The organism is Psychrobacillus sp. FSL W7-1457, from assembly GCF_038593405.1.
In the GTDB taxonomy this organism is placed as follows: Bacteria; Bacillota; Bacilli; order Bacillales_A; family Planococcaceae; genus Psychrobacillus.
On sequence record NZ_CP151993.1, the window covers coordinates 1,217,664 to 1,240,735 of the forward strand.

The following is a 23,072-nucleotide window of genomic DNA, read 5'->3' on the forward strand; positions in this document are numbered from 1 at the left end:
GAAATACTCTACACGGTTTTCTTTTTGACTGTTAGAATGGAAATAGAAGGGATATGGTGATTATATTGAAACTTACAACTTGGTTATTACCCGCAGCACTAACTTTTTTACTAGTAGGATGTAATGCAGAAACAACGGAAGTCCAAAAAGAACTTGGAGAAAAAAACGAAGTTAATAAAGAAACGGTAGAAACTAAGCCTGAAGAAACTGAAAAAGTGGAAGAAATAGAGCCTGTAGAGGAAGTTATAGAGGAAGAACCTGTTTCGGAAATAAAGTATGAAATTAATGAGGCGAATTGGACGATAAAACCAATTGCAGATGCGAATCCTAAGGCTGTGCTTTTAACGATTGACGATGCTCCAGATAAATATGCTGTCGAAATGGCGAAAACATTAAAAGAACTTGACGCTCCAGCTATCTTTTTTGTGAATGGTCATTTCATAGATTCAGAGGAAGAACAAGCTAATCTAAAAGAAATATATGATTTAGGTTTTTCTATTGGAAATCACACTCAAACACACGCGAACTTAAAAAATAGCAGTGAAGAACAGCAACAAGAAGAAATAATTAAAGTAAACGAGACGGTAGAAGCAGTGATCGGTGAGAAGCCTAAATTTTTCCGAGCTCCTTTTGGTGTAAATACTGATTTTAGTAAGTCCTTGGTTCACCAAGAAGGGATGGTCTTGATGAATTGGACATATGGATACGATTGGGAGAAACAATATATGGAGGCTAATAGTTTAGCAGATATTATGGTTAATACGGAGTATCTAGTAGACGGAGCAAATTTGCTAATGCATGATCGAGAATGGACCGCAGCAGCTCTTTCGAAAATTGTAGAAGGCTTACGAGCAAAAGGATACGACTTGATTGATCCGAAAACTATTAAAACTATAGAATAATTTTTCGCCTCTAGTTCTAGAGGTGTTAGAGTATTGACAAAATACCTCGAGATATAAATCTTTTGAGGTATTTTGTTATTTGGAACGGGGTTGTGAGGTAAAAATCCCTGTTTTCTAGTTTTGTCGGCGGAAAGCTTCCGCCTGGAACGAAATCATCCGATTCCTTCCAAACAAGCAAACTACTTTTCTACTCATGGACATACTAAAAGAGAAGGCGTAAAATTATTTCTATTATCAGCTTTTATGGAGGTGAAACTTTAAAAGAATAAACTTTTAAAGTACATAATGAACAAAATAAAAAAAGTAGGTCGAATAATTTTTCAAGTAATTATTCTTTATTTATTCTCTACTCTAGGATCTTTTATAGTGGAATTATTGCCATTTTCTTTTCCTGGAAGTATTGCTGGATTATTAATGCTATTAGCGTGCCTCCTGCTAAAAATAATTCCAGCCAATCTTATAAAAGATGGGGCTGGTTTTTTACTTGCATTTCTTGCCTTATTCTTTGTGCCGGCGACCGCAGGGATAATGGATTACCCTCAGTTAGCCTCGTTAAAAGGGATTTTTATAATAATCGCTTTAATAATTAGCACAATGTTTACTATTGTAGTAGCAGGAAAGGTATGTCAATACTTTGAAAGTAAAATAGTAGGGGAGGAATTGAAATGATTGCTCTAGCGATGGTAATTGGTACAATCATTATTTTTATAGGGATGACTTTTCTCTATAGAAGATTCACCTATCCTTTACTATTACCTATTTTAACTACTACGATTATCCTTGTAGTAGTATTAAGTTTTTCAGGAGTTTCTTACGATACATATATGTCAGGTGCCAAGTGGATTGATGCAATGCTTGGACCAGCGGTAGTAGGGATGGCTTACCCTTTATATATACAGCGAGAAAAAATTATGAAAAACAAGGTGACGATTATATTAGGTGTTACTGTAGCAATGCTTTCTGGACTCATTAGTATTGCTATAATAGCTAAACTTATGTCTTTTGAGGAGTTTCTTCAAAAATCCTTATTACCAAAGTCAATTACTTCTCCAATTGCGATGCCTATTAGTGAATCAATCGGGGGTATTCCAACTTTGACAGCAGTTTTTGTAATTTTAGCTGGTTTAATAGGAGCATTAGCTGGACCGTTTCTCTTTAAATTATTTCACATAGATACCGCAATCAGCAGGGGGATATCTATAGGTAGTGCATCTCATGGTATCGGCTTATCTAAGCTTTCCGAGTATGGGGAAGAGACGATGACGATGGGGTCAGTGGCGATGACTCTTAGTGCTATTTTAGGGGCTTTTATATGTCCAATATTTGCCTTTTTAATTTTTTGATGTTTTGATTCTATTAAAAAACAGACTTTGACGTTAGCAGTCAAGAGTCTGTTTTTGATTGGAGTGAAAGTATTAATATACTAAATGATAGCTTGATGCTCTTTAATAACGTGAATCATTTCTAATGTATCATCTTCTGGTCCTTGTACTGGAAGGCCAGCCTCTAAATTCATCAGAATATAGTCAATATTCCCTTGGGTGATTATTTCCCCGGGAATAAAAATAGGAATACCAGGAGGGTAGACCATCACGAATTCAGCAGAAATACGGCCGCTAGCTTCTAATAATGGAATAGATTCAGTTTCTGCGTAAAATGCATCTCGAGGTGACATAGCTAAACCAGGGATGTCTGGTAAGGTTACAGCTGATTCTACTATTGTTGCAGCAGATTCATAAGCAACGACCATTCTTGATAATGCATTAACTAGCATATCTACCTCTTTTTTTGTATCTCCCAACGTAATAAGGCAAAGAATATTATATAAATCAGAAAGCTCTACTTCGATATTTGCTTTTTCTCTAAGCCAAATTTCTGCTTCAAATCCAGTGATTCCTAAATTTTTAACGCTAATTAGTAGCTTGGTTGGATCCATATCGTAAGTAGCAGAGGTTTGTAATATTTCTCTTCCGACACAATGGATATGTTCAATTTCATTTATACGTTTCCGAGTTTCCTCAGCAATTTCAATTGCTTCGCCTATTAAATCCTCTCCATGTATAGCTAACTGTCTTCTAGCTGTATCTAGAGAAGCTAAAAGAGGATAGGATGTAGAAGTCGTTGTAAGCATGGAAAGGATAGATTGTACCCTTTTTGCTGAAACTAGTCCTTCTCTTACATTCAGGACGGAGCTTTGAGTCATAGATCCTCCAAGTTTGTGTACAGATGTTGCGGCCATATCAGCACCGGCAGACATTGCCGAAATAGGAAGGTCATTATGAAAGTGGATATGTACACCATGGGCTTCATCCACTACTACAGGGATACCGTGCGCATGAGAAATATCTACAATTCTCTTTAAATCGGCCGCTAGACCAAAATAAGTTGGGTTGATAACAAGTAAACCCTTTGCATCTGGATGTGCTTCTATTGCTTTTTCTACGGATTCCACAGAAATACCATGGGAAACACCAAGTTCTTTATCTACCTCGGGATGTATAAATACGGGTATAGCACCTGCAAATACAATGGCAGACATAATAGATTTATGAACATTTCGTGGAACAAGGATCTTATCCCCAGGTCCACAAATAGTAAGAATCATTGTCATAATAGCTCCACTCGTACCTTGAACAGAGAAAAAGGTTTCATCTGCTCCAAAAGCTTCTGCAGCTAGATGTTGAGCTTTTTTGATGGCTCCTTTTGGAGAATGTAGGTCATCTAATGGAGCTATATTGATTAAATCAATTGAAAGTACATTATCTCCAACAAACTCTCGAAATGCAGGGTCCATCCCTTTCCCTTTCTTATGACCAGGAATGTGGAACTGAATTGGATGACGATTTCGATGCTTCAATAAAGCATCGAAGATAGGAGTTTCTAATTGTGACAACGCTTATACCACCTCTAATTAAATTTTTGTGCATGTAAACGATTCTAGTAATTATTAATAGAGACGTTGATGCAATTTTAAAAACAAAAGAATTATAGCATTTAAGGAAATTTATTACTATAAAAATAATTCAAAATTATTAAGATGCATTAATTTTGCTGGGCAAATAGAAAAGAAATCGAGAGGTTTGCTTCTACAAGCATTTTAAAAGTCGTTTGTTTTTAAAAGCATTTTATAATGAAGAACAGTTAACAAGCATTTAAGCCATAAACGATAACCTTATACTAGATTGTATGTTTTTCCTACCGGATATGTCTTGTTAGAGTCTTCTAATACATACATAACCTACTTTAAAGATTTAAAACGGCTCATTTAAAATTCTATCCTTTAATAGATCGATTGAATCCTAATTAAATTTTCTTTACACTACTATAAAGGGAGGGATTAGTTTGTCATTTCAAACAAGGGTTACAGATCTATTAGGAACAAAATATCCTATAGTACAAGGTGGACTAGCATATCTTGCGTATTCGGATCTATGCATTGCGGTGTCAGAAGCGGGTGGCTTAGGACAGATAACTGCTATGAGTCTCTCAACACCGGAGGAGCTTCGCCAAGAGATTGCTAAAGTGAGAGAACATACAAATAAACCTTTTGGCGTAAACTTTGCTATTGGGCAAACAGGTAGACCTTATGAACATATGCTTCAAGTCGCTATCGAAGAAAACGTTCCAGTAGTTTCAATGACTGGAGGCAATCCTGCACCAATTTTAGATGCCCTGGATAAGACGGATATTAAAAAGCTGGTTTTAGTCGCATCTAAGCGACAGGCTCTAAAAGCAGAACAGCTAGGGGCCGACGCTGTGATGGTTGTAGGGCAAGAGGGTGGCGGTCACTTAGGGAGAGATGATATCGGAACTATGGTACTTATCCCTCAAGTTGTGGATGCTGTTTCCTTACCTGTCATTGCATCTGGAGGCATTGGAGATGGGCGAGGCTGGATGGCTGCTCATGCTCTTGGAGCGGAAGGGATAGAAATGGGGACTCGTTTTATCGCAACAAAGGAATGTATCCATGCATCGAAAGCATATAAAAATGCCATATTATTAAAAGAGGAAACAGATACAGTTGTTATTAAAAAAGAGCTAGGGTCCCCAGCAAGGGCAATACGAAATAGTTGGACCGAAACTATTTTGGCTATGGAAAAGGAAAATCCTACATATGAGCATTTGAAGCATCATATTAGTGGAGAAGCCAACAAGCAATTTATTTATAACGGTTTCGAAGACCAAGGCTTTGCATGGGCAGGGCAAGTAATAGGCATGATTCATGACATTCCTACAACGAAAGAGCTCATCGACAGAATGGCAGCTGAGGCACTAGATATACGAAAAAAATGGAAATTATAGGAGAGTTGAAAATGGAATACACATACCCTTTTTCGTTAGATTGGTCTACAAAAGAGATAGTAGACGTAGTACAGTTTTTTGAAGCAATTGAAAATGCTTATGAAAAAGGCATAAAGCGAGAAGAACTGATGAATAAATATCGTCGCTTTAAAGAAATAGTTCCGTCTATAGCGGAAGAAAAAACATACTTTCGGGAGTTTGAAAAAGAAAGTGGATATGCAAGTTTCCCAATCATAAAAAAAATGAAAGAACAAACAAACGAAGCAATTATAAAGGGATAAAGTAATCCCTCCTTAAAAAGGAGGGAAAGCTTGTCTTATTTTATATTGGTCATAGTTTTGTAAATGGGGAGAAGTTTTTCAAAAGTATTTTCTACTAAGTCGAATAATTCTTTTTCTGTTAATTTAACAGCTTCTTCTTTAGGTATATGACGCCCAACTAAAAATTCACCCTTTTTAACGTCTCTCAGACGCGTTAGAAGCTCTTCTACACCCTCTTGATTAACTTCCCTTAAGGAAGAGGCTTCTGGCTTCATATGGTCCCCAGAAACGATAAAATCATCTGGTAGCTTTTTAAATAGACTCATCTGTTGCAGCAAACGCTCTGCAATTGCAACTTTATCTGGTGCTTCATAAATAACTGCTACTATGATAAATAAATGCGTACCCCATAAGCCAATTTGAAAATGAGGCAAAGCCTTGTAACCACGTTTGTAAGGAGCAAAAGCTACCCAACTATCCTTTGGAGGGTTAACTGATCGACGAGCGTGCTTAGCTACATGACTAAAAAACTCATCTCCAAGAACACCAGAAAAATAAAGGCTATATTGTTTACCAAGTTCTTCAAACTTAGGTCGAACATTCTCTATAAGAGCAGTCATTCTATTTTCTAATCCTTCAATTTGAAACACTTCAAAATCTTTTTCTTGCCAAAAAGTTTTACTCATATATTAACTCCTTTCAATTTCTATGTTTATTTTAGCGGATTTTTGGGTAAAAATCTTGTAAGCAGTATTTATTAACACAAATCGATTTGTAGCATAATGTAAGTATAAAGTTCTGAATATTAAGATAAAATGATTATGGAGAGGTGTTAACTATGAAACAGGTTGTGCATATAATTCGTAAATATGATATGGAAAAGGAAAAAATTCAAACATTGAAATTGGAAATGGATTATCAATTAGCTACTTTATACGATGCAATGCAGGATGGAGACCAAGAAGTAATTAGTGAAGCAAAGATGCGATTAACAGAGCTTCATCAGTCACTGGATGAACTAAATGCGTTTACTTAAGTTGTCATCACTAATAGCACCATGAAAAACACCAGCTAATCTTGAAAGACAGCCGGTGTTTTTTTCTTTATACTAAGACTAAGTATATGCAAAGCATGTATGACGGTCAGTTAACAGGAACATAGAAGGGGTGGTAACATGGACTTACATATGCTTGATAAGTATGCAAAATCATTGATTAAACAAGCTGCGATTCAAATAAGAAGCTCATTCTCAGAGGAGTTAATTATTGAATCTAAGTCGGAAGCGAATGACTTAGTTACTAATATTGATAAAGAAACAGAAAAGTTTTTTATTAGACATATTAAAAATGATTTTCCAAACCATCGTATATTTGGAGAGGAAGGGTTTGGAGATAAGATAGATAATTTAGATGGCTACGTTTGGATGCTTGATCCAATTGATGGGACTACTAACTTTATTCACTTCAAGAGAAACTTTGCTATATCGTTAGGTATTTACAAGGACGGCGAAGGAATACTTGGATATATTTATAATGTTATGGATGATGATTTACTAAGTGCTGCATTGGGACAAGGGGCATATCTAAACGACGTGAGGATCCCTCGGCTTGAGAGTACGACAGTAGAGAAATCAATTATAGGGGTGAATGCTAGTTGGGTTGTACCAAATCGAATGGTGCATCACGACGGAATGATAGAGCTCGTGCAAACGTCTAGAGGAACTAGATCCTTTGGGTCTGCTGCAATTGAGATTGCCTATGTAGCCACGGGAAGATTAGATGCATATCTGTCCATGAGACTCTCACCTTGGGATATAGCTGGAGGGATGGTAGTAGCAAACGAAGTGGGAGCAGTTGTTACTAACTTATCTAACGAGCCTATAAATCTGTTAAAACAAAATTCATTTATAGTCTCTAAGCCTAATCTTCATGAACAACTATTATCAAAATATATTATTTTAAAATAAATGAGTTTGTTTCATATATTTAAAATTAAATAATAGAATTTAATAAAATTATATTGTCGAAAACTATAAAAGTAATTTCCGTAGATTAGAAATAAGAATTTAAAAAAGAGGCTGGTTAGTGACGTTAGTCGCGACCAGCCTCTACTGAAGTAGAAAAAAACAGATAAACTACCCAGATATAATTATAAAAAACTCGGGTTGATTTAGATTTTCCTATTCTAATAACCCTTGTTCACGCATTTTCTTTTTTGTTTTAAAACCAAATCCCATTACAACAAATAACATTGCTAAAAACAATAATGCTAACGGAATATTACGTAAAGCAATAGCGACTCCTATTAATCCCATAGACAACATTGCGCCTAGAGAAAACAAGACAAAAACCCATTTAATGTTACTCAAAACAATTACCCCCAAGAAAATAATTAAAAATATTATAACTTTAGTTCTACTTGTGTTATAATAGCACAGTTATGGACATGAAAAAAGAATATGGAGTGGAAATATGACAAAATTACGTCAAGATTTAAGAAACATAGCTATTATAGCACACGTTGACCATGGAAAAACGACATTAGTCGATCAATTATTAAAACAATCAGGAACGTTCCGTTCAAATGAACACGTTGACGAAAGAGCAATGGATTCAAACGATATCGAACGCGAGCGTGGAATTACTATATTAGCAAAAAACACAGCTGTAAATTACGAAGACAAACGCATTAACATTTTGGATACACCTGGACATGCCGATTTTGGTGGAGAAGTAGAGCGTATCTTAAAAATGGTAGATGGTGTTTTACTTGTAGTAGACGCATATGAAGGTTGTATGCCTCAAACACGTTTTGTATTGAAGAAAGCATTAGAGCAAAAGTTAATACCAATAGTTGTAGTTAACAAAGTAGATAAAGATTCTGCTCGTCCACTAGAAGTAGTAGATGAAGTATTAGAACTTTTCATCGAGTTAGGTGCAGATGACGATCAATTAGACTTCCCAGTTGTTTATGCTTCAGGTGTTAATGGAACTGCTTCTTTAGACGCTGACCCAGCTAACCAAGAAGAAGATATGAAGTGTCTATTTGAAAAAATCATTGAATCTATTCCAGCGCCAATTGATAATTCGGATGAGCCGTTACAGTTCCAGGTTGCATTACTTGACTATAATGACTATGTAGGCCGTATCGGTATTGGTCGCGTATTCCGCGGTACAATTGAAGTAGGTCAACAAGTTTCTTTAATGAAATTAGATGGCAAAGTTAAAAATTACCGTGTTTCTAAATTGTTTGGTTTCTTCGGTTTAAAACGTGTAGAGATTGAATCTGCAAAAGCTGGAGATTTAATAGCAGTTTCTGGTATGGAAGAGATTAACGTAGGGGAAACGGTTTGTCCTACAGACCATCCTGACGCTTTAACTCCATTACGTATCGATGAGCCAACATTACAAATGACATTCTTAACAAACAATTCTCCGTTTGCTGGTCGTGAAGGTAAATGGGTAACATCTCGTAAAATTGAAGAGCGTCTTCGTTCTCAATTACAAACAGATGTTTCTTTACGAGTAGAAGATACTGATTCACCTGATGCTTGGGTTGTTTCTGGTCGTGGAGAGCTTCACTTATCTATATTAATAGAGAACATGCGTCGTGAAGGTTATGAGATTCAAGTATCTAAACCAGAAGTTATTATTCGTGAAATTGATGGCAAAAAATGTGAGCCGGTTGAACGCGTACAAATCGATGTACCAGAAGACTGTGTAGGTTCTATTATTGAGTCCATGGGTACACGTAAAGGCGAAATGGTAGACATGGTCAATAGTGGAAATGGACAAGTTCGTTTGATCTTCATGGTTCCTGCCCGTGGATTAATCGGATATTCAACTGAATTCATGTCCTTGACTAAAGGTTTCGGAATCATTAACCATACATTTGACAGCTACCAACCAGTAGTGGCAGGTCGCGTTGGTGGACGTCACCAAGGTGTGCTTGTTTCTATGGAAACAGGAAAAGCAACAACTTATGGTATGATGCAAATTGAAGACCGTGGAACTCTATTCGTAGAGCCAGGTACTGAAATTTATGAAGGTATGATTGTTGGTGAAAATACTCGTGATGCTGACATTACAGTAAATATAACTAAGATGAAACAAAAAACAAACATTCGTTCAGCAAACAAAGACCAAACAAATGTTATTAAACGCCCACGTATCTTAACTCTAGAAGAAGCATTAGAATTCCTTGGTGATGACGAATATCTAGAAGTAACACCAGAGTCTATTCGCTTACGTAAAAAAATTCTTGAGAAGAGCGAACGTGAACGTGTAACAAAGAAAAAGAAAAGTGCAGATCAGGAATAGGAACTGAAAGGGTGACAAGCCTTGGAGGAACAAGATCTAGTAATGGGTAGAATGTCTTCTATCGCTAGGTTTATATATGAAACAATGCCAAACTTTACTGTATCAGGCTATGTTTTATTTATCGTCATATTTTTATTGTCAGTGCTAGTGTACAAGCTTGGATTTGCAAAGAAATTAAAATTTAAGCAAAATATAGTTATCTATATTTTCCTATTGTTAGGTTGCTTAATGTTGACCTTCTTAGCATTTTTCCTTCCGGTAGTGGAAGCATTGTTAGTTGCTGCATTGATATTAATCATATATAAAATACGATTAAAGCTAGAAAAAAGAGGTTCGACTACTTAATTAGGCTACTTTAAATCTAAAAGCCGAGGCTGGGACAAAACCCACCTCAAAATTAAAAGCAGATCAAATTTTACGATGAGTAAAATTTGGTCTGCTTTCTTTTTATGACTAGGGTAGCCGTTGTTCTCCGTTACGGTGGAAACTTTCCTGGGGGCACGTGGCATGAGCCTGTAGTCTCTCCCACGCGCTTGTCCCCTAGGAGTCGTCACCTTCACTCCGAACAACTAATATTACTTCTGTTCAGATAATACCTATAAAATTTCTGTAAGTAAGCATTCGAGGATGACATTTCGTCAGACATTTTAAAAATATAAAGCAAAAAGAGAATTCCTCGTAGCAATTCTCTTTTTGCGTAAAATGAAACTAATTAAGTTCTAGCTTCGTTTTTTATTTATTCTCTTATAAGTAAAAAGTAGATAATAAAAAAGCCCTAAAAATTTGCTGTAATTAAAATTTTTAGGACTTTATGATTTGGAAGATAAGTATGGTCCTAGTCTCGATTAATTAAAACTCATTTTCAATTAATCGAGAACTTTTGTAGGAGATATACTTACCAGTAGCTAGGCGTTCCTTCGTTTTATACTCGATTCGATCATGACATTCTTCGCACATATAAGTGTGAATAGGTCGGTTTCTTAGTTTTTTTGCTAGTGGTAAATCAGAAGAAATTTCATCAATTCGATCGCATATCACACATTGCACTTTCATATACAACACTCCTACTCTAATCGAAATGCAGTTACGTATCTAATCGGATCATTCAGGTTCGTGCCATCTTTTTTTATAATATGGACGGGACCATCTTCACGAAGAGGCTTGCCCTTGTGACTAAATTTAACTAGAATATCATCTATTTCATCTAAGGAGATAGTATGATTTCCTTCGCTTGTTTCAATTATTAGGTGCTTTGCCTCATTTAATGGTTCAGCATTTTGAATAAACGGTTTTAACTCAATGCCATAAGTGTTAGAAAGCATTTTAGTCTTTTCATACTTCTTTTCTGATTTTAATGTAGGGGGATTTGTAGATCCCTCTATAATCTCACGAGACCAATGAGCGGAAGTGACCTTTGTGTATTCCTCGTCTAAATCTTTATACTCATATTTTCCTTCAAAAAACTCATCTAGGTCAATTCTACGATCATCAAAAATCCACACAGTGGGATCAAGCGTTATATTAAATTTAACTGCTCCTGTAATAGGTATTATAAATTCCATGCAAATTGCCTCCTCTTAACTGTCTAATCTATATTAGTATACAGATAAAAGGTGAAATTTAAAAAGAATATTTCCTTTTCGATTAAACCTAAGCGAGAGAACACTTGCAATTTTTCCGATCAAAAGATACACTTTAGGGAGGTAAAGAACAAGAAATAATAATAATGGGGGCGTCCTCATGGATACTAATATAGAACTTTCCTATCAAGATAAAGCTTTAGTGCTCTTAAAAAAAGATGCTGAAAAAATTGCCCAATTGATAAAAGTGCAAATGGATAACTTAACAATGCCTCAATGCCCTCTTTATGAAGAGGTTTTAGACACGCAAATGTTTGGATTATCTCGTGAAATAGATTTCGCGGTAAAACTTGGACTTTTAGAAAAAAGTGAAGGCAAAGAGATTATTGCTTCACTGGAAAAAGAGTTGTCTGTTTTACACGAGATCCACACAGAAAAATAATGTTAAAACTCAAACAAGCAGACTGTTTGAGTTTTTTTCTATAAAGAAATTGAGGTCTTTCATATGAATGCTTATATAAAACGTTTTATTAAAAACTTTGACTATCCTGTTTTTTTTGTTTACATCGCTCTTTGTTTATTCGGTCTAGTAATGATATATAGTGCGAGCATGGTTTGGTCCGTTGAAAGATATGGATGGACCCCAGATTATTTCTTCAACAAGCAAAAGCTTAATTTGTTATTATCTTTGCCTGTGTTTTTTTTAGCTGCGTTGTTTCCGTACAAGCATTATAAGAGTCGATTTATGATGCAGTTGATGCTTGGCGTAATGTTTATCCTCCTCATTCTCGTTCATTTCATTGGAGTAGGGGGAGAAAGTGGATCCCAAAGTTGGCTGAGTTTAGGTTTTGGTAATGTACAGCCATCAGAAATTGCTAAAATTGTAATAGTCTTATACTTTGCTAGTATCTTTACGAAAAAATATCAAAATGGCACGCTAGACAAGCTAAATGAGTCTGTAGGTCCGCCTTTGTTAGTTTTAACTTTTGTGTTTGTTCTCATTATGCTTGAAACTGATGTGGGTAATACAATGATTATAAGTTTTGTAGCCATTTCAGTTATTGCCGCAAGTGGCATTAAATTCAAATCATACTCCAAATTGATAGGATTAATCGGTATACTAATAGTTATTGCCTTAACTTTTATATATTTCTTAAAGGACTCTCTTCTTACAGAACGCAGGTTAGGTAGACTTGAAGCATTTTTCAATCCTTTTGATTATGAACAGGGCTTTGGATACCAAATAGTAAATGGATATATTGCTATTGGGTCAGGTGGTCTTACAGGCTTGGGTTTAGGAAATTCTAATCAAAAGTACGGATATTTACCAGAGCCACATACAGATTTTATCATGGCCATTATTGCTGAGGAGTTAGGCTTGGTAGGTGTTCTGATTGTGTTATGCGGTTTGTTCTTCCTAGTGTTTAAGGCGATAATGATTAGTATAAAAACTAGAGATCCTCAGGCTAGAATGATAGCTGCTGGAATCGCAAGCATCATAGGGTTTCAAACATTTGTCAACCTTGGCGGTATGCTTGGAATAATCCCGCTTACTGGTGTACCACTTCCTTTTATAAGTTACGGGGGGACCTCCATCATTATCTTATCTGCTGCCATTGGTATACTGATGAATGTGTCAATGTTTGTTAAACTTGAAAAGACTAAATCATAAGGAGTGTGCAATGGGATGAATAATATTAAAAAAATAGTAGTAGCAAATAGAGGCGAGATTGCTATTCGTATATTTCGTGCATGTACCGAGTTAAATTTGCGTACCGTAGCTATTTATTCAAAAGAAGATAGCGGTTCCTTCCACCGCTTTAAATCAGATGAGTCTTACTTGGTGGGTAAAGATAAAAAACCTATTGATGCTTATCTAGACATTGAAGATATTATTCGCATTGCAAAAGAAAGTAAGGCCGATGCTATACATCCAGGCTATGGTTTTCTATCAGAAAACGTAGAGTTCGCTAAAAGATGTGAAGAAGAAGGCATTATTTTTATTGGTCCAACATCTAAGCATTTAGATATGTTTGGAGATAAGGTAAAGGCACGTGAACAAGCTGTAAAAGCTGGAATTCCTGTTATACCGGGAAGTGATGGACCACTAGAAAACTTGGAATCCATTCGTGATTTTGGTAAAAAGCATGGCTACCCACTAATGATTAAAGCTTCTCTTGGTGGTGGTGGTCGTGGAATGCGAGTAGTACAAACTGAGGAAGATCTTGAGAGCGCTTACGATAGAGCAAAATCAGAAGCAAAAGCGGCTTTTGGCTCTGATGAGGTTTACGTAGAAAAGTGTGTATATGAGCCAAAGCATATTGAGGTGCAAATTTTAGGAGATAAAGAAGGAAACCTAATCCATCTATACGAGCGAGATTGTTCTATCCAACGTAGACATCAAAAGGTTGTAGAGATTGCTCCTTCCAATTCATTAAGTCCTAAGTTAAGAGATGAAATATGTCAGGCAGCTGTAAAATTGATGAATAATGTAGGTTATATAAATGCAGGAACTGTAGAATTTTTAGTGACGGATGATGAATATTATTTTATCGAAGTAAACCCACGCATCCAGGTAGAACATACGATTACAGAAATGATTACGGGAATAGATATTGTTCATGCTCAAATAAAAATAGCAGATGGGATCCCTTTAAATGCTCCTGAAATGGGTATACCTAACCAAGCTGACATTCCGTTATTTGGCTTTGCAATTCAATCGCGTGTAACTACTGAGGATCCTTTGAATAACTTTATGCCAGATACAGGTAAATTAGCCGTTTATCGTTCAGGTGGAGGATTTGGGGTCCGTCTAGATGCAGGTAATGGCTTCCAAGGTGCGATTATTTCTCCTTATTATGATTCTTTGCTAGTAAAAGTTTCCACATGGGGAATGTCATTTAAAGAAGCAGCAGCTAAAATGGATCGGAATTTACAAGAATTCAGGATCCGTGGTATTAAAACAAACATACCATTCCTAGAAAATGTGGTTAAACACCCTTCGTTCCTGTCAGGGAAATTTAATACAAGTTTCATAGATTCTACACCTGAATTGTTCCTGTTTCCTAAAAGAAAGGATAGAGGGACTAAACTATTAAATTACATTGGTAATGTAACGATTAATGGGTTTCCAGGTATAGAGAAAAAGATTAAACCAGAGTTCGGTTCTGTTAGAAAGCCAAGTTTCGATTTCTCTTCTAATCCACCAGCGGGAACAAAAGATATTTTAGAGCAGCGAGGCGTTGATGGTCTGATTCAGTGGGTAAAGGAGCAGAAGGATGTTCTATTGACAGATACGACATTCCGAGACGCCCACCAGTCTTTACTTGCAACTCGAGTGCGCTCTTTCGATATGTTTAATATTGCCAAAGAATCCGCACATGGTATGCATAATCTTTTCTCCTACGAAATGTGGGGAGGAGCAACGTTTGATGTAGCTTATCGCTTCTTGAAGGAAAATCCTTGGGACCGCTTGATCAAAATGCGTGAAATGATACCAAACACTTTATTTCAAATGCTATTCCGAGGAGCAAATGCAGTAGGCTATAAAAACTATCCTGATAATGTGATCCGGGAATTTATAGCAAAATCTGCTGAAGCAGGAGTAGACGTATTCCGAATATTTGATAGCCTTAACTGGATAAAAGGAATGGAAGTAGCGATTGATGCTACGCGTCAATCTGGTAAGATTGCAGAGGCAGCTATTTGTTACACTGGAGACATTTTAAATGATTCTAGAGACAAATATACTGTTCAATACTATAAAGACATGGCTAAAGAGTTAGAGGCTTTAGGGGCTCATATTTTAGCGATAAAGGATATGGCAGGATTATTAAAACCGGAAGCAGCCTATCGTTTAGTGTCAGAATTAAAAGAAAGCGTAGATATTCCAATCCATCTACATACACATGATACAAGTGGAAATGGTATTTATACTTATGCCAAAGCAATTGATGCTGGGGTAGATATTGTAGATACAGCTCTTGGAACAATGGCTGGGTTAACATCACAGCCTAGTGCTAGTAGCTTAAGCTATGCAATGCAGGGATCTGGTCGCAATGTTATTGGTAACGTCGAAGCATTTGAAAAACTTTCTAGTTACTGGGAAGATGTTCGTAAATATTATCAAGACTTTGAAAGTGGCATGATTAGCCCACATTCTGAAATATATGTCCATGAGATGCCTGGAGGTCAGTATAGCAATCTTCAGCAGCAAGCGAAGGCTGTAGGACTAGGAGATAGATGGGAAGAAGTAAAATCGATGTATTCACGAGTGAATCTTTTATTTGGAGACATCGTAAAGGTTACGCCTTCGTCTAAAATTGTTGGAGACATGGCTTTATTTATGGTTCAAAATAATCTAGATGAGCTATCCGTCGTAACGAGAGGGAAGAAAATTGACTTCCCAGACTCTGTTATCGAATTTTTTGAAGGATATATCGGACAACCACATGGTGGTTTCCCTGAAGAGCTTCAAAAAGTGGTTTTAAAGGATCGTGAACCTATTACAGTGAGACCAGGTGAACTATTAGAGCCAGTAGACTTTAATGCGGTTAAAGAGCTTCTATTCAACAAATTAGAGCGTCCAGTAAATAGTCAGGAAATACTAGCTTATACTTTATATCCAAAAGTGTTTGATGAGTACTGTGCAACTGAGAAAAACTTCGGTGACGTTTCGGTTCTTGATACGCCTACTTTCTTGTATGGAATGAGACTGGGTGAGGAGATTGAGGTAGAAATAGAAGTTGGTAAAACCTTGATCATTAAACTAGTTTCGATTAGTAAATCAGACAAAGAAGGAAATAGAATTATCTATTTCGAGCTCAACGGCCAGCCACGGGAAATAACAATCCAGGATATGAACATGGAAGTTAGTAGTTTTTCTAAGCTTAAAGCTGAACCGTCCAATGAAAGCCACATTGGCGCTACTATGCCAGGAACTGTTTTGAAAGTAGAGGTTGCTACGGGTGACCAAGTAAGACGCGGTCAGCATCTAATTATTACAGAAGCAATGAAAATGGAGACGACCGTCCAAGCACCATTTGATGGTATTGTAAAAGCTATCCATGTAGGAGCAGGAGAAGCAATTGCAACCGGTGATTTATTAATTGAAATGGAAAAATAATAAGTAAAATAGCTCGAAGGTATCAAAGGTAAAATTTATGATATCTAAGACTGTAGGCAAACACTGTGAATTATGGAGTTTGCCTACAGTCTCTTTTTTTAAGGAGTTAAAGTTGATTATCCGATGCGAGCGAATCTTATATAGGGTATTAAGCAAGCTGGTAAGCCATTGGATTCTCAGTCCAGATTATGTCTTTATTGAGTTGACCTATGAAAAAAATAAAACGTAAGCATGCTAGAAGGATACTAGTCTGCTTACGTTTTTTTAAAAGAAAAGAAGAATCTTATTGCTAAGTCTATTTTACTTCTGTATTTCTAGTTACTTGTTTTACTTCTCGATAACAATAATATGAGATAACATAACAAACCAAATAAAAGAGAAATAAATAAAGAATGTAGTAAGGCGATATAAAGATTTAATTTCGTTAATACTACAACCATACCTGTAACTACTTGGCAGGACACAAGTATGAGGGAAATAATCCAGCCCCAGTAGATTGCTCGTTGATCCTTATAATTCTTGATGACATGAATAGCAATGATTAAAATCCAAATAAAGATTAAACCGGCAGCTGCTCTGTGCCCCATTTGAACCCATTCATACAGATTGGTTGGTAAGGCAAAGCTATCATTGTTACATAGTGGCCAGTCATTACAGATTAAACTTGACTCGGTATGACGAACTAATGCCCCCGTGTATATAACAATGTAGGAATATAAGGCTACGCCAATGGTATGGAATCTCAGTGTCTTACCGATTTTAATCTTATCAGTATCAAATTTTCTATCTACCTCGAAAATTAGAAGTGTCAAAAGTAATACTGCTGCAAACGAAATTAGGGAAATCCCAAAATGAAGTGCGAGGATAAAGTCGCCCTGTCCCCATTTAACTTGAGCGGCTCCGATTAATGCTTGCAACACAAGGAAAAAGAAAGCCATAAAGGATAAGAACTTAGTCTCACGAACATGACCCAATGCGCGCCAAGCCCATACGGATAATGCTACAATTAATATTCCAACTGCCCCTGTTACTAGGCGATGTGAAAACTCAATTAAAACTTCAGCGGTAATTACATCTGGTATAAGCTGTCCATTACAGCCAGGCCAATGTCTACCACAACCCATGCCGCTGTCAGTCTTTGTAACAAGTGCGCCACCTAAAAGAATTAGGAGCATACCAATTGTTGAAGCTACAGCTAGCCATTTTAAATATTTGTTTATATGCAATACGTCACCTACTTTATGTATCTATTGCTCGCTTAATAAAAGCGGTATCTGCTACTAGATAATATCGAAACCTGAGCAAAAATACAATGTAAAACAACGAAACACTTAAATAAGACAAACTCTATTCACAAATTGTTCATAAAATCGTTAATTAGTATTCACACATAAGGGGGGCAAATGATTTACTATTGATATGTTCAGTTTAGAAACATAAATTACTAGTACTATTATGCGAAAATTCTATTCGGTGTAGAAATATGTTATAGTTTTCGCTATAGTATTAGATAGCGGAATATGCTTACAACTTTGAAAGGAGGGTGCAGCATGTCAAATGGTCATACTATAACCGCTACTACTGAAACGGAGAGAGATCCTGTAACTTCATCTTTTTTGAAAGACTTCCTTTCATTGATTAAAATTGGAATTGTCAATTCTAATTTAGTTACTACTTTTACAGGTTTATGGTTAGCTTTCCAGTTTACGAATACAAACTTTCTTCACGAGCTAGATTTATTGTTTTTCACGCTTTTTGGTTCCGCGTTAATAATTGCAGGTTCCGCTGCGATGAACAATTTTATCGATCGTGATATCGACCCAGTGATGAAGAGTAAGAAGGGTAGACCAACTGTCACAGGTAGATTTAACCCGACAGCCGTGCTCATTACTTCTTTCACGTTTTTAGTTGTAGGTGAGGTCTTCTTATTTATGGCATCTACTTCCGCGGGTATATGGGGATTAGCTGGTATAATCAGTTATGTCGTTTTGTACTCTATGTGGTCGAAAAGAAAGCATGTCAGTAATACTATTGTGGGTAGTATCTCTGGTGCAATCCCACCGGTAATCGGCTGGGCGGCTGTAGAGCCAGGTTTAAGTTTAGGAGCATTAGGCTTGTTCTTCATTATGTTTGCTTGGCAACCACCTCATTTCTACGCTTTGGCTATGAAACGTGTGGAAGAATACCGAGCAGCTAATATTCCAATGCTACCTGTAGTCAAAGGTTTCAAGCGTACAACGGTTTCTATGCTACTGTGGGTAATTTTATTATTCCCACTTCCACTATTTTTGATGGAACTAGGAACAGCTTTTGTTGTACTTGCAACAGCGTTAAACATTGGATGGCTAGTTTTAGCTGTTAAAGGATTTAAAGTAGAAGACGATATTAAATGGGCGACTAAAATGTTCGTTTATTCATTGAACTATATGACAATTCTATTTGTATCAATGATTATCTTCTCTATGTTTGTTTAATTTTTGGGATTCTTTCTTAGTCAACAAGAATTCATATAAAAGAACCACAGTCCAAATGTACTTGAAAACAATAATGAAAGAGGGGTTTGATTTAGCTATGATGAAAGGGCTTAAAAAATGGCGACTTTTTTCACTGTTAGCAGCTCTTACGATATTTCTGTCGGGTTGTGGCGAAGAATATTTATCAACGCTATCACCTGCGGGAGAAGTCGGAAGAGATCAATTTAATCTATTACTACTAGCATCAGCTATTATGGCATTAGTTATTATAGTAGTAGTGATAATTTATGTAATTGCTCTAACGAGATATAGTCGCAAAAAGGTTGGAGAAGATGTGATTCCTAAACAGGTTGAAGGAAGTCACACACTTGAAATTATTTGGACAGTTATTCCAATTATACTTTTAGTTATTCTTGCAATTCCAACAGTTTATTACACTTATAAGCACGCAGATGTTGCTGCTATGGATCAAGTGGATGAAGAAGGAAACAAAACAAACCTAACAGTAAATGTAACTGCAAAGTTATACTGGTGGGAATTTGAGTATCCGGACTTAGGAATCGTAACTGCACAAGAATTAGTAGTTCCTACAGATGAGCAAGTATTCTTCAATTTGAAGGCTGCTGATGTTAAACACTCATTCTGGATTCCATCAATCGGTGGTAAATTAGATACAAACGTTGAAAACGTAAATAAATTCTACTTAGTTTTCGATAAAGAATCTGCCGGCTTAGAAGATGGCGTATTCTACGGTAAATGTGCCGAGTTATGTGGACCATCTCATGCATTAATGGACTTTAAAGTAAAATCAATGAATCGTGAAGATTTCAATGAGTGGGCAGAAGCAATGAAAACCACTGTACATACTGCAGAAGGGGATCTTGCTAAACAAGGGGAGGAACTATTCCAATCCGCAAGCTGTATCGGATGTCACGCAACTGGCGGTGAAGGTATGTCTGGTCAAATGGGTCCAAGCTTAGCTACTTTTGGAGATCGTAACCGTGTTGCAGGCTTCATGGATCACACGAAAGAAAACGTGAAAAATTGGATCAAGGATCCTCAAGAGTACAAACCAGGCAATATAATGCCACAACCAGAACAATTAAATGGCGGTGAACCATTTACAGACGAGCAGTTAGATGCTCTTGCAGAATACTTAATGGGACTATCTATTGAAAAATAATTCCATAGATAAAAATGAGGGAGGTAAAAAGTTGTGAGTTCTATAGCTAAGAAAAAAGGCTTTGGCGCAACTTTATGGGACTATTTAACAACAGTAGACCATAAAAAGATTGCTGTCCTGTATCTCGCTGCCGGTGGTTTGTTTTTCGTAATCGGTGGTATAGAGGCAATGCTTATCCGTATTCAATTGGCTAAACCGGATAATGACTTTGTAAGTGCAGGTCTTTTCAATGAAATTATAACAATGCATGGTACGACGATGATTTTCCTTGCAGCCATGCCGATATTATTTGGTTATATGAATGCCGTTGTGCCACTTCAAATTGGTGCGCGTGACGTAGCATTCCCATTCTTAAACGCACTTGGTTTTTGGTTATTCTTATTTGGTGGTATCTTCCTAAACCTTTCTTGGTTCATGGGAGGAGCTCCTGATGCTGGTTGGACTTCTTATGCATCGCTGTCCTTAGCATCCCCTGGTCATGGTATTGACTTCTATGCACTCGGACTTCAAATATCCGGTGCTGGTACGTATATTGCTGGGATTAACTTCCTTGTAACGATTATTAATATGCGTGCACCTGGTATGACGTATATGCGTATGCCATTGTTCACTTGGACTACATTTGTAGCAAGTGCCTTAATTTTATTTGCATTCCCACCACTTACAATCGGTCTTTTCTTCCTAATCATTGACCGTATGTTTGGAGGGCAATTCTTCAATCATGAAATGGGAGGAAATACAATTATCTGGGAGCATTTATTCTGGATATTTGGACATCCTGAGGTATATATTCTGATTTTACCTGCTTTCGGTATTTTCTCAGAAATCTTCTCATTATTTGCTCGTAAACGTCTATTTGGATATTCATCCATGGTATTTGCGACAGTATTGATCGGATTCTTAGGATTCATGGTTTGGGCCCATCACATGTTTACAGTTGGATTAGGGCCAACAGCTAACGCAATTTTTGCAGTTGCAACAATGGCAATTGCTGTACCAACTGGTATGAAAATATTTAACTGGCTGCTTACAATTTGGGGAGGAAGTATTAAAGTTACAGTTCCGATGCTTTACGCATTAGGATTCATCCCTTCATTCGTAGCAGGTGGTGTAACTGGTGTCATGCAAGCTGCGGCTCCACTTGACTACCAAGTACATGATTCTTACTTTATCGTTGCCCATTTCCATTATGTAATCGTTGGTGGGGTAGTACTTGCTATCTTAGCTGCATTACATTTATATTGGCCTTTAATGTTCAACCAAATGTTAAGTGAAAAATTAGGTAAATGGACTTTCTGGTTCTTCTTTATTGGTTTCCATCTAACATTCTTTGTTCAGCATTTCTTAGGATTAATGGGTATGCCACGTCGTGTATTCACTTTTGGAGCAGATCAAGGTTGGGACTTATTCAACGCGATCAGTTCCGGTGGTGCCGTATTTATGGCAATCGGTGTAATTATCCTAGTAGTTAATATTGTTATAACAATTGTTAAAAATGAAAAAGTTGGAAATGACCCTTGGGAAGATGGACGTACATTGGAGTGGGCTATTCCACAACCAATTCCATTCTACAACTTTAAGCAAACTCCACTTGTTCGTGGTTTAGATACTTTCTGGATTGAAAAACAAGAAGGAAATAAAGAAGGTATGACATATGCAGAGCCAATTTCGGATATCCATATGCCTAACAATTCTTTCATTCCTTTCGTAATGACATTAGGTTTATTTATCGCAGCGTTCGGTGCACTTTACAATGGCGAAAAAGATTGGGCTGTTCCAGTATTAGTACTAGGACTTGCAATTACAGTTGCTTCTATGGCTGTTCGTTCATTGAAAGACGACCATGGATATCACATTCATAAAGAAGATTTAATGAATGACAAAGGGGGTAAATAAGATGGACGTGAATAAAAAGTACACCCCACAAACTTGGCCAGATCATCCAGAACAAGCAACAATGGAAGGTAAGAATAAATTCTTAGGTTTCTGGTTGTTCTTAGCCGGTGAAACTGTACTATTTTCTAGTTTGTTTGCTACTTATTTAGCCCTTAAAAATAAAGGGCCAGAGGGTATGGAATTCAGTACAAATACGTTATTTGAATTACCTCTAGTTTTTATCATGACAATGATTCTGTTAACTTCATCTTTAACAAGTGTTTATGCTATGTACCATATGAAAAACCATAATTTCCGCGGTACACAAACTTGGATGGCTATTACTGTATTTTTAGGTCTAGTTTTCCTAGGATTAGAAATTTATGAGTTCAATCACTATGTACATTTAGGATTCCATTATGGACAAAGTGCTTTCTCAACTGCATTCTTTACGTTAGTTGGTACTCACGGTCTTCACGTAGTTATTGGATTAGGATGGATCATCTTATTACTTCTACGTAATGCTAAACGTGGATTCAACTTATACAATGCACCAAAATATTATACTGCATCTTTATACTGGCACTTTATTGACGTTGTGTGGGTATTCATCTTTACAGTAGTATACTTGATGGGAGTGGTGAACTAATGTCTTCACATGACAATCATGTTTACGTTAGATCTCAAACTGAATTTGAATATTTGAAGCGAAAAAGAAGAGAGAATATGCGTACACAAGTAACGACATTCTCTATCATGATTTTCTTGACGTTAATTTCATTTACAGCAGTAGTAGCAGATTTCTCAAAATACTACATTATCCCAATCATTTTATTGTTAGCGGCAGTTCAAGTAGTGTTACAACTTTACTACTTCATGCATATGAGTGAAAAAAATCATAACATTCCTGCTTATTTCATCTATTTTGCAGCAATGGTTGGTTTTACATTCCTACTTACTTTCATAACAATCGTTTGGTGGTAATACTAAAAAGAGCTAAGATTTTTCTTAGCTCTTTTTTTTTTAGATAAAATAATTTCATGATTCCTGTT

Annotated in this window: 23 protein-coding genes; 17 read left to right on the forward strand and 6 right to left on the reverse strand. The window is 36.6% G+C overall.

From position 1 onward, the window contains the following. Positions 1–56: 56 nt before the first annotated feature. The 3 genes from NSQ95_RS05655 to NSQ95_RS05665 all read left to right on the forward strand — a co-directional run bounded on the left by NSQ95_RS05655 (position 57) and on the right by NSQ95_RS05665 (position 2,245). On the forward strand, positions 57–902 hold the full coding sequence (locus NSQ95_RS05655; protein WP_342560460.1) for a polysaccharide deacetylase family protein: 846 nt from the start codon (positions 57–59) through the stop codon (positions 900–902). Positions 903–1,187: 285 nt separating this feature from the next. After that, positions 1,188–1,571, forward strand: a complete 384-nt coding sequence (locus NSQ95_RS05660; RefSeq protein ID WP_340884385.1) for a CidA/LrgA family protein — start codon at positions 1,188–1,190, stop codon at positions 1,569–1,571. Further along, entirely contained in the window at positions 1,568–2,245 is a 678-nt protein-coding gene (locus NSQ95_RS05665) for an LrgB family protein (RefSeq protein WP_340884382.1), read from the forward strand. Before NSQ95_RS05660 ends, NSQ95_RS05665 begins: the two co-directional genes overlap by 4 nt. An 80-nt stretch (positions 2,246–2,325) precedes the next feature. Here NSQ95_RS05665 and NSQ95_RS05670 read toward each other — a convergent pair whose 3' ends face one another. Further along, the gene (locus NSQ95_RS05670; protein ID WP_340884379.1) at positions 2,326–3,795 is read right to left on the reverse strand and encodes an aminotransferase class I/II-fold pyridoxal phosphate-dependent enzyme; all 1,470 of its coding nucleotides are present in this window, start codon (positions 3,793–3,795) and stop codon (positions 2,326–2,328) included. A 449-nt stretch (positions 3,796–4,244) separates the two neighbouring features. Here NSQ95_RS05670 and NSQ95_RS05675 point away from each other — a divergent pair, with 449 nt between their 5' ends. Further along, entirely contained in the window at positions 4,245–5,204 is a 960-nt protein-coding gene (locus tag NSQ95_RS05675; protein WP_340884376.1) for a nitronate monooxygenase family protein, read from the forward strand. Between the two features lie 11 nt (positions 5,205–5,215). Then, positions 5,216–5,485, forward strand: a complete 270-nt coding sequence (locus NSQ95_RS05680; protein ID WP_169358934.1) for a UPF0223 family protein — start codon at positions 5,216–5,218, stop codon at positions 5,483–5,485. A 35-nt stretch (positions 5,486–5,520) separates the two neighbouring features. Here the strand turns inward: NSQ95_RS05680 and NSQ95_RS05685 are convergent, their stop codons facing one another. After that, complete coding sequence (locus tag NSQ95_RS05685) at positions 5,521–6,150, reverse strand: DUF1054 domain-containing protein (RefSeq protein WP_342560461.1); 630 nt, start codon at positions 6,148–6,150, stop codon at positions 5,521–5,523. Between the two features lie 152 nt (positions 6,151–6,302). On the opposite strand from NSQ95_RS05685, the gene NSQ95_RS05690 reads away from it, so the two are divergent. After that, entirely contained in the window at positions 6,303–6,500 is a 198-nt protein-coding gene (locus NSQ95_RS05690; protein WP_169358936.1) for a hypothetical protein, read from the forward strand. 138 nt (positions 6,501–6,638) lie between these two features. Further along, on the forward strand, positions 6,639–7,430 hold the full coding sequence (locus NSQ95_RS05695; RefSeq protein WP_340884370.1) for an inositol monophosphatase family protein: 792 nt from the start codon (positions 6,639–6,641) through the stop codon (positions 7,428–7,430). Positions 7,431–7,643: 213 nt separating this feature from the next. Here NSQ95_RS05695 and NSQ95_RS05700 read toward each other — a convergent pair whose 3' ends face one another. Next, positions 7,644–7,832: a YlaF family protein gene (locus NSQ95_RS05700; protein WP_169358938.1), complete on the reverse strand. Its 189-nt coding sequence runs from the start codon at positions 7,830–7,832 to the stop codon at positions 7,644–7,646. 103 nt (positions 7,833–7,935) lie between these two features. Between NSQ95_RS05700 and typA the strand changes: the two genes are divergently transcribed. Beyond that, positions 7,936–9,783, forward strand: a complete 1,848-nt coding sequence (typA, locus tag NSQ95_RS05705; RefSeq protein WP_340884368.1) for a translational GTPase TypA — start codon at positions 7,936–7,938, stop codon at positions 9,781–9,783. A gap of 42 nt (positions 9,784–9,825) precedes the next feature. After that, positions 9,826–10,128 (forward strand): YlaH-like family protein, encoded by a 303-nt coding sequence (locus NSQ95_RS05710; protein ID WP_340886051.1) that lies wholly within the window; start codon positions 9,826–9,828, stop codon positions 10,126–10,128. 504 nt (positions 10,129–10,632) lie between these two features. Here the strand turns inward: NSQ95_RS05710 and NSQ95_RS05715 are convergent. Then, the gene (locus NSQ95_RS05715) at positions 10,633–10,836 is read right to left on the reverse strand and encodes a YlaI family protein (protein ID WP_169358941.1); all 204 of its coding nucleotides are present in this window, start codon (positions 10,834–10,836) and stop codon (positions 10,633–10,635) included. An 11-nt stretch (positions 10,837–10,847) separates the two neighbouring features. Next, positions 10,848–11,345, reverse strand: a complete 498-nt coding sequence (locus NSQ95_RS05720; RefSeq protein WP_342560462.1) for a peptidyl-prolyl cis-trans isomerase — start codon at positions 11,343–11,345, stop codon at positions 10,848–10,850. 178 nt (positions 11,346–11,523) lie between these two features. Here NSQ95_RS05720 and NSQ95_RS05725 point away from each other — a divergent pair, with 178 nt between their 5' ends. From NSQ95_RS05725 to pyc, 3 genes are all read left to right on the forward strand, one after another. After that, on the forward strand, positions 11,524–11,805 hold the full coding sequence (locus NSQ95_RS05725) for a YlaN family protein (protein WP_169358943.1): 282 nt from the start codon (positions 11,524–11,526) through the stop codon (positions 11,803–11,805). A 63-nt stretch (positions 11,806–11,868) separates the two neighbouring features. After that, a complete protein-coding gene (locus tag NSQ95_RS05730) occupies positions 11,869–13,035 on the forward strand; it encodes an FtsW/RodA/SpoVE family cell cycle protein (protein ID WP_342560463.1) in 1,167 nt (388 codons plus the stop codon). 15 nt (positions 13,036–13,050) lie between these two features. Next, complete coding sequence (gene pyc / locus NSQ95_RS05735; RefSeq protein WP_342560464.1) at positions 13,051–16,488, forward strand: pyruvate carboxylase; 3,438 nt, start codon at positions 13,051–13,053, stop codon at positions 16,486–16,488. A gap of 314 nt (positions 16,489–16,802) precedes the next feature. Here pyc and NSQ95_RS05740 read toward each other — a convergent pair whose 3' ends face one another. Continuing rightward, positions 16,803–17,714 carry a heme A synthase gene (locus NSQ95_RS05740; RefSeq protein WP_340884360.1) on the reverse strand — a complete coding sequence of 304 codons (912 nt, stop codon included), beginning with the start codon at positions 17,712–17,714 and terminating at the stop codon, positions 16,803–16,805. A 324-nt stretch (positions 17,715–18,038) separates the two neighbouring features. Between NSQ95_RS05740 and cyoE the strand changes: the two genes are divergently transcribed. The 5 genes from cyoE to ctaF all read left to right on the forward strand — a co-directional run bounded on the left by cyoE (position 18,039) and on the right by ctaF (position 23,004). Beyond that, on the forward strand, positions 18,039–18,962 hold the full coding sequence (gene cyoE / locus NSQ95_RS05745; protein ID WP_342560465.1) for a heme o synthase: 924 nt from the start codon (positions 18,039–18,041) through the stop codon (positions 18,960–18,962). A 97-nt stretch (positions 18,963–19,059) separates the two neighbouring features. Further along, the gene (coxB, locus tag NSQ95_RS05750; RefSeq protein WP_340884354.1) at positions 19,060–20,145 is read left to right on the forward strand and encodes a cytochrome c oxidase subunit II; all 1,086 of its coding nucleotides are present in this window, start codon (positions 19,060–19,062) and stop codon (positions 20,143–20,145) included. 33 nt (positions 20,146–20,178) lie between these two features. Further along, complete coding sequence (locus NSQ95_RS05755) at positions 20,179–22,041, forward strand: cytochrome c oxidase subunit I (protein ID WP_340884352.1); 1,863 nt, start codon at positions 20,179–20,181, stop codon at positions 22,039–22,041. Between the two features lies 1 nt (position 22,042). Beyond that, a complete protein-coding gene (locus tag NSQ95_RS05760) occupies positions 22,043–22,669 on the forward strand; it encodes a cytochrome c oxidase subunit 3 (RefSeq protein ID WP_340884349.1) in 627 nt (208 codons plus the stop codon). Then, positions 22,669–23,004: a cytochrome c oxidase subunit IVB gene (ctaF, locus tag NSQ95_RS05765; protein WP_169358950.1), complete on the forward strand. Its 336-nt coding sequence runs from the start codon at positions 22,669–22,671 to the stop codon at positions 23,002–23,004. The genes NSQ95_RS05760 and ctaF overlap by 1 nt, the downstream gene beginning before the upstream one ends. Positions 23,005–23,072: the final 68 nt, after the last annotated feature.

Bases quoted from the DNA above. Each gene is read 5' to 3' on its own strand.
- NSQ95_RS05690 (WP_169358936.1), top strand. From the start codon at position 6,303: ATGAAACAGGTTGTGCATATAATTCGTAAATATGATATGGAAAAGGAA.
- NSQ95_RS05660 (WP_340884385.1), top strand. From the start codon at position 1,188: ATGAACAAAATAAAAAAAGTAGGTCGAATAATTTTTCAAGTAATTATT.
- coxB (WP_340884354.1), top strand. From the start codon at position 19,060: ATGATGAAAGGGCTTAAAAAATGGCGACTTTTTTCACTGTTAGCAGCT.
- NSQ95_RS05680 (WP_169358934.1), top strand. From the start codon at position 5,216: ATGGAATACACATACCCTTTTTCGTTAGATTGGTCTACAAAAGAGATA.
- NSQ95_RS05665 (WP_340884382.1), top strand. From the start codon at position 1,568: ATGATTGCTCTAGCGATGGTAATTGGTACAATCATTATTTTTATAGGG.
- pyc (WP_342560464.1), top strand. From the start codon at position 13,051: ATGAATAATATTAAAAAAATAGTAGTAGCAAATAGAGGCGAGATTGCT.
- cyoE (WP_342560465.1), top strand. From the start codon at position 18,039: ATGTCAAATGGTCATACTATAACCGCTACTACTGAAACGGAGAGAGAT.
- NSQ95_RS05730 (WP_342560463.1), top strand. From the start codon at position 11,869: ATGAATGCTTATATAAAACGTTTTATTAAAAACTTTGACTATCCTGTT.
- NSQ95_RS05710 (WP_340886051.1), top strand. From the start codon at position 9,826: ATGGGTAGAATGTCTTCTATCGCTAGGTTTATATATGAAACAATGCCA.
- NSQ95_RS05695 (WP_340884370.1), top strand. From the start codon at position 6,639: ATGGACTTACATATGCTTGATAAGTATGCAAAATCATTGATTAAACAA.
- typA (WP_340884368.1), top strand. From the start codon at position 7,936: ATGACAAAATTACGTCAAGATTTAAGAAACATAGCTATTATAGCACAC.
- NSQ95_RS05760 (WP_340884349.1), top strand. From the start codon at position 22,043: ATGGACGTGAATAAAAAGTACACCCCACAAACTTGGCCAGATCATCCA.
- NSQ95_RS05715 (WP_169358941.1), bottom strand. From the start codon at position 10,836: ATGAAAGTGCAATGTGTGATATGCGATCGAATTGATGAAATTTCTTCT.
- NSQ95_RS05685 (WP_342560461.1), bottom strand. From the start codon at position 6,150: ATGAGTAAAACTTTTTGGCAAGAAAAAGATTTTGAAGTGTTTCAAATT.
- NSQ95_RS05725 (WP_169358943.1), top strand. From the start codon at position 11,524: ATGGATACTAATATAGAACTTTCCTATCAAGATAAAGCTTTAGTGCTC.
- ctaF (WP_169358950.1), top strand. From the start codon at position 22,669: ATGTCTTCACATGACAATCATGTTTACGTTAGATCTCAAACTGAATTT.
- NSQ95_RS05720 (WP_342560462.1), bottom strand. From the start codon at position 11,345: ATGGAATTTATAATACCTATTACAGGAGCAGTTAAATTTAATATAACG.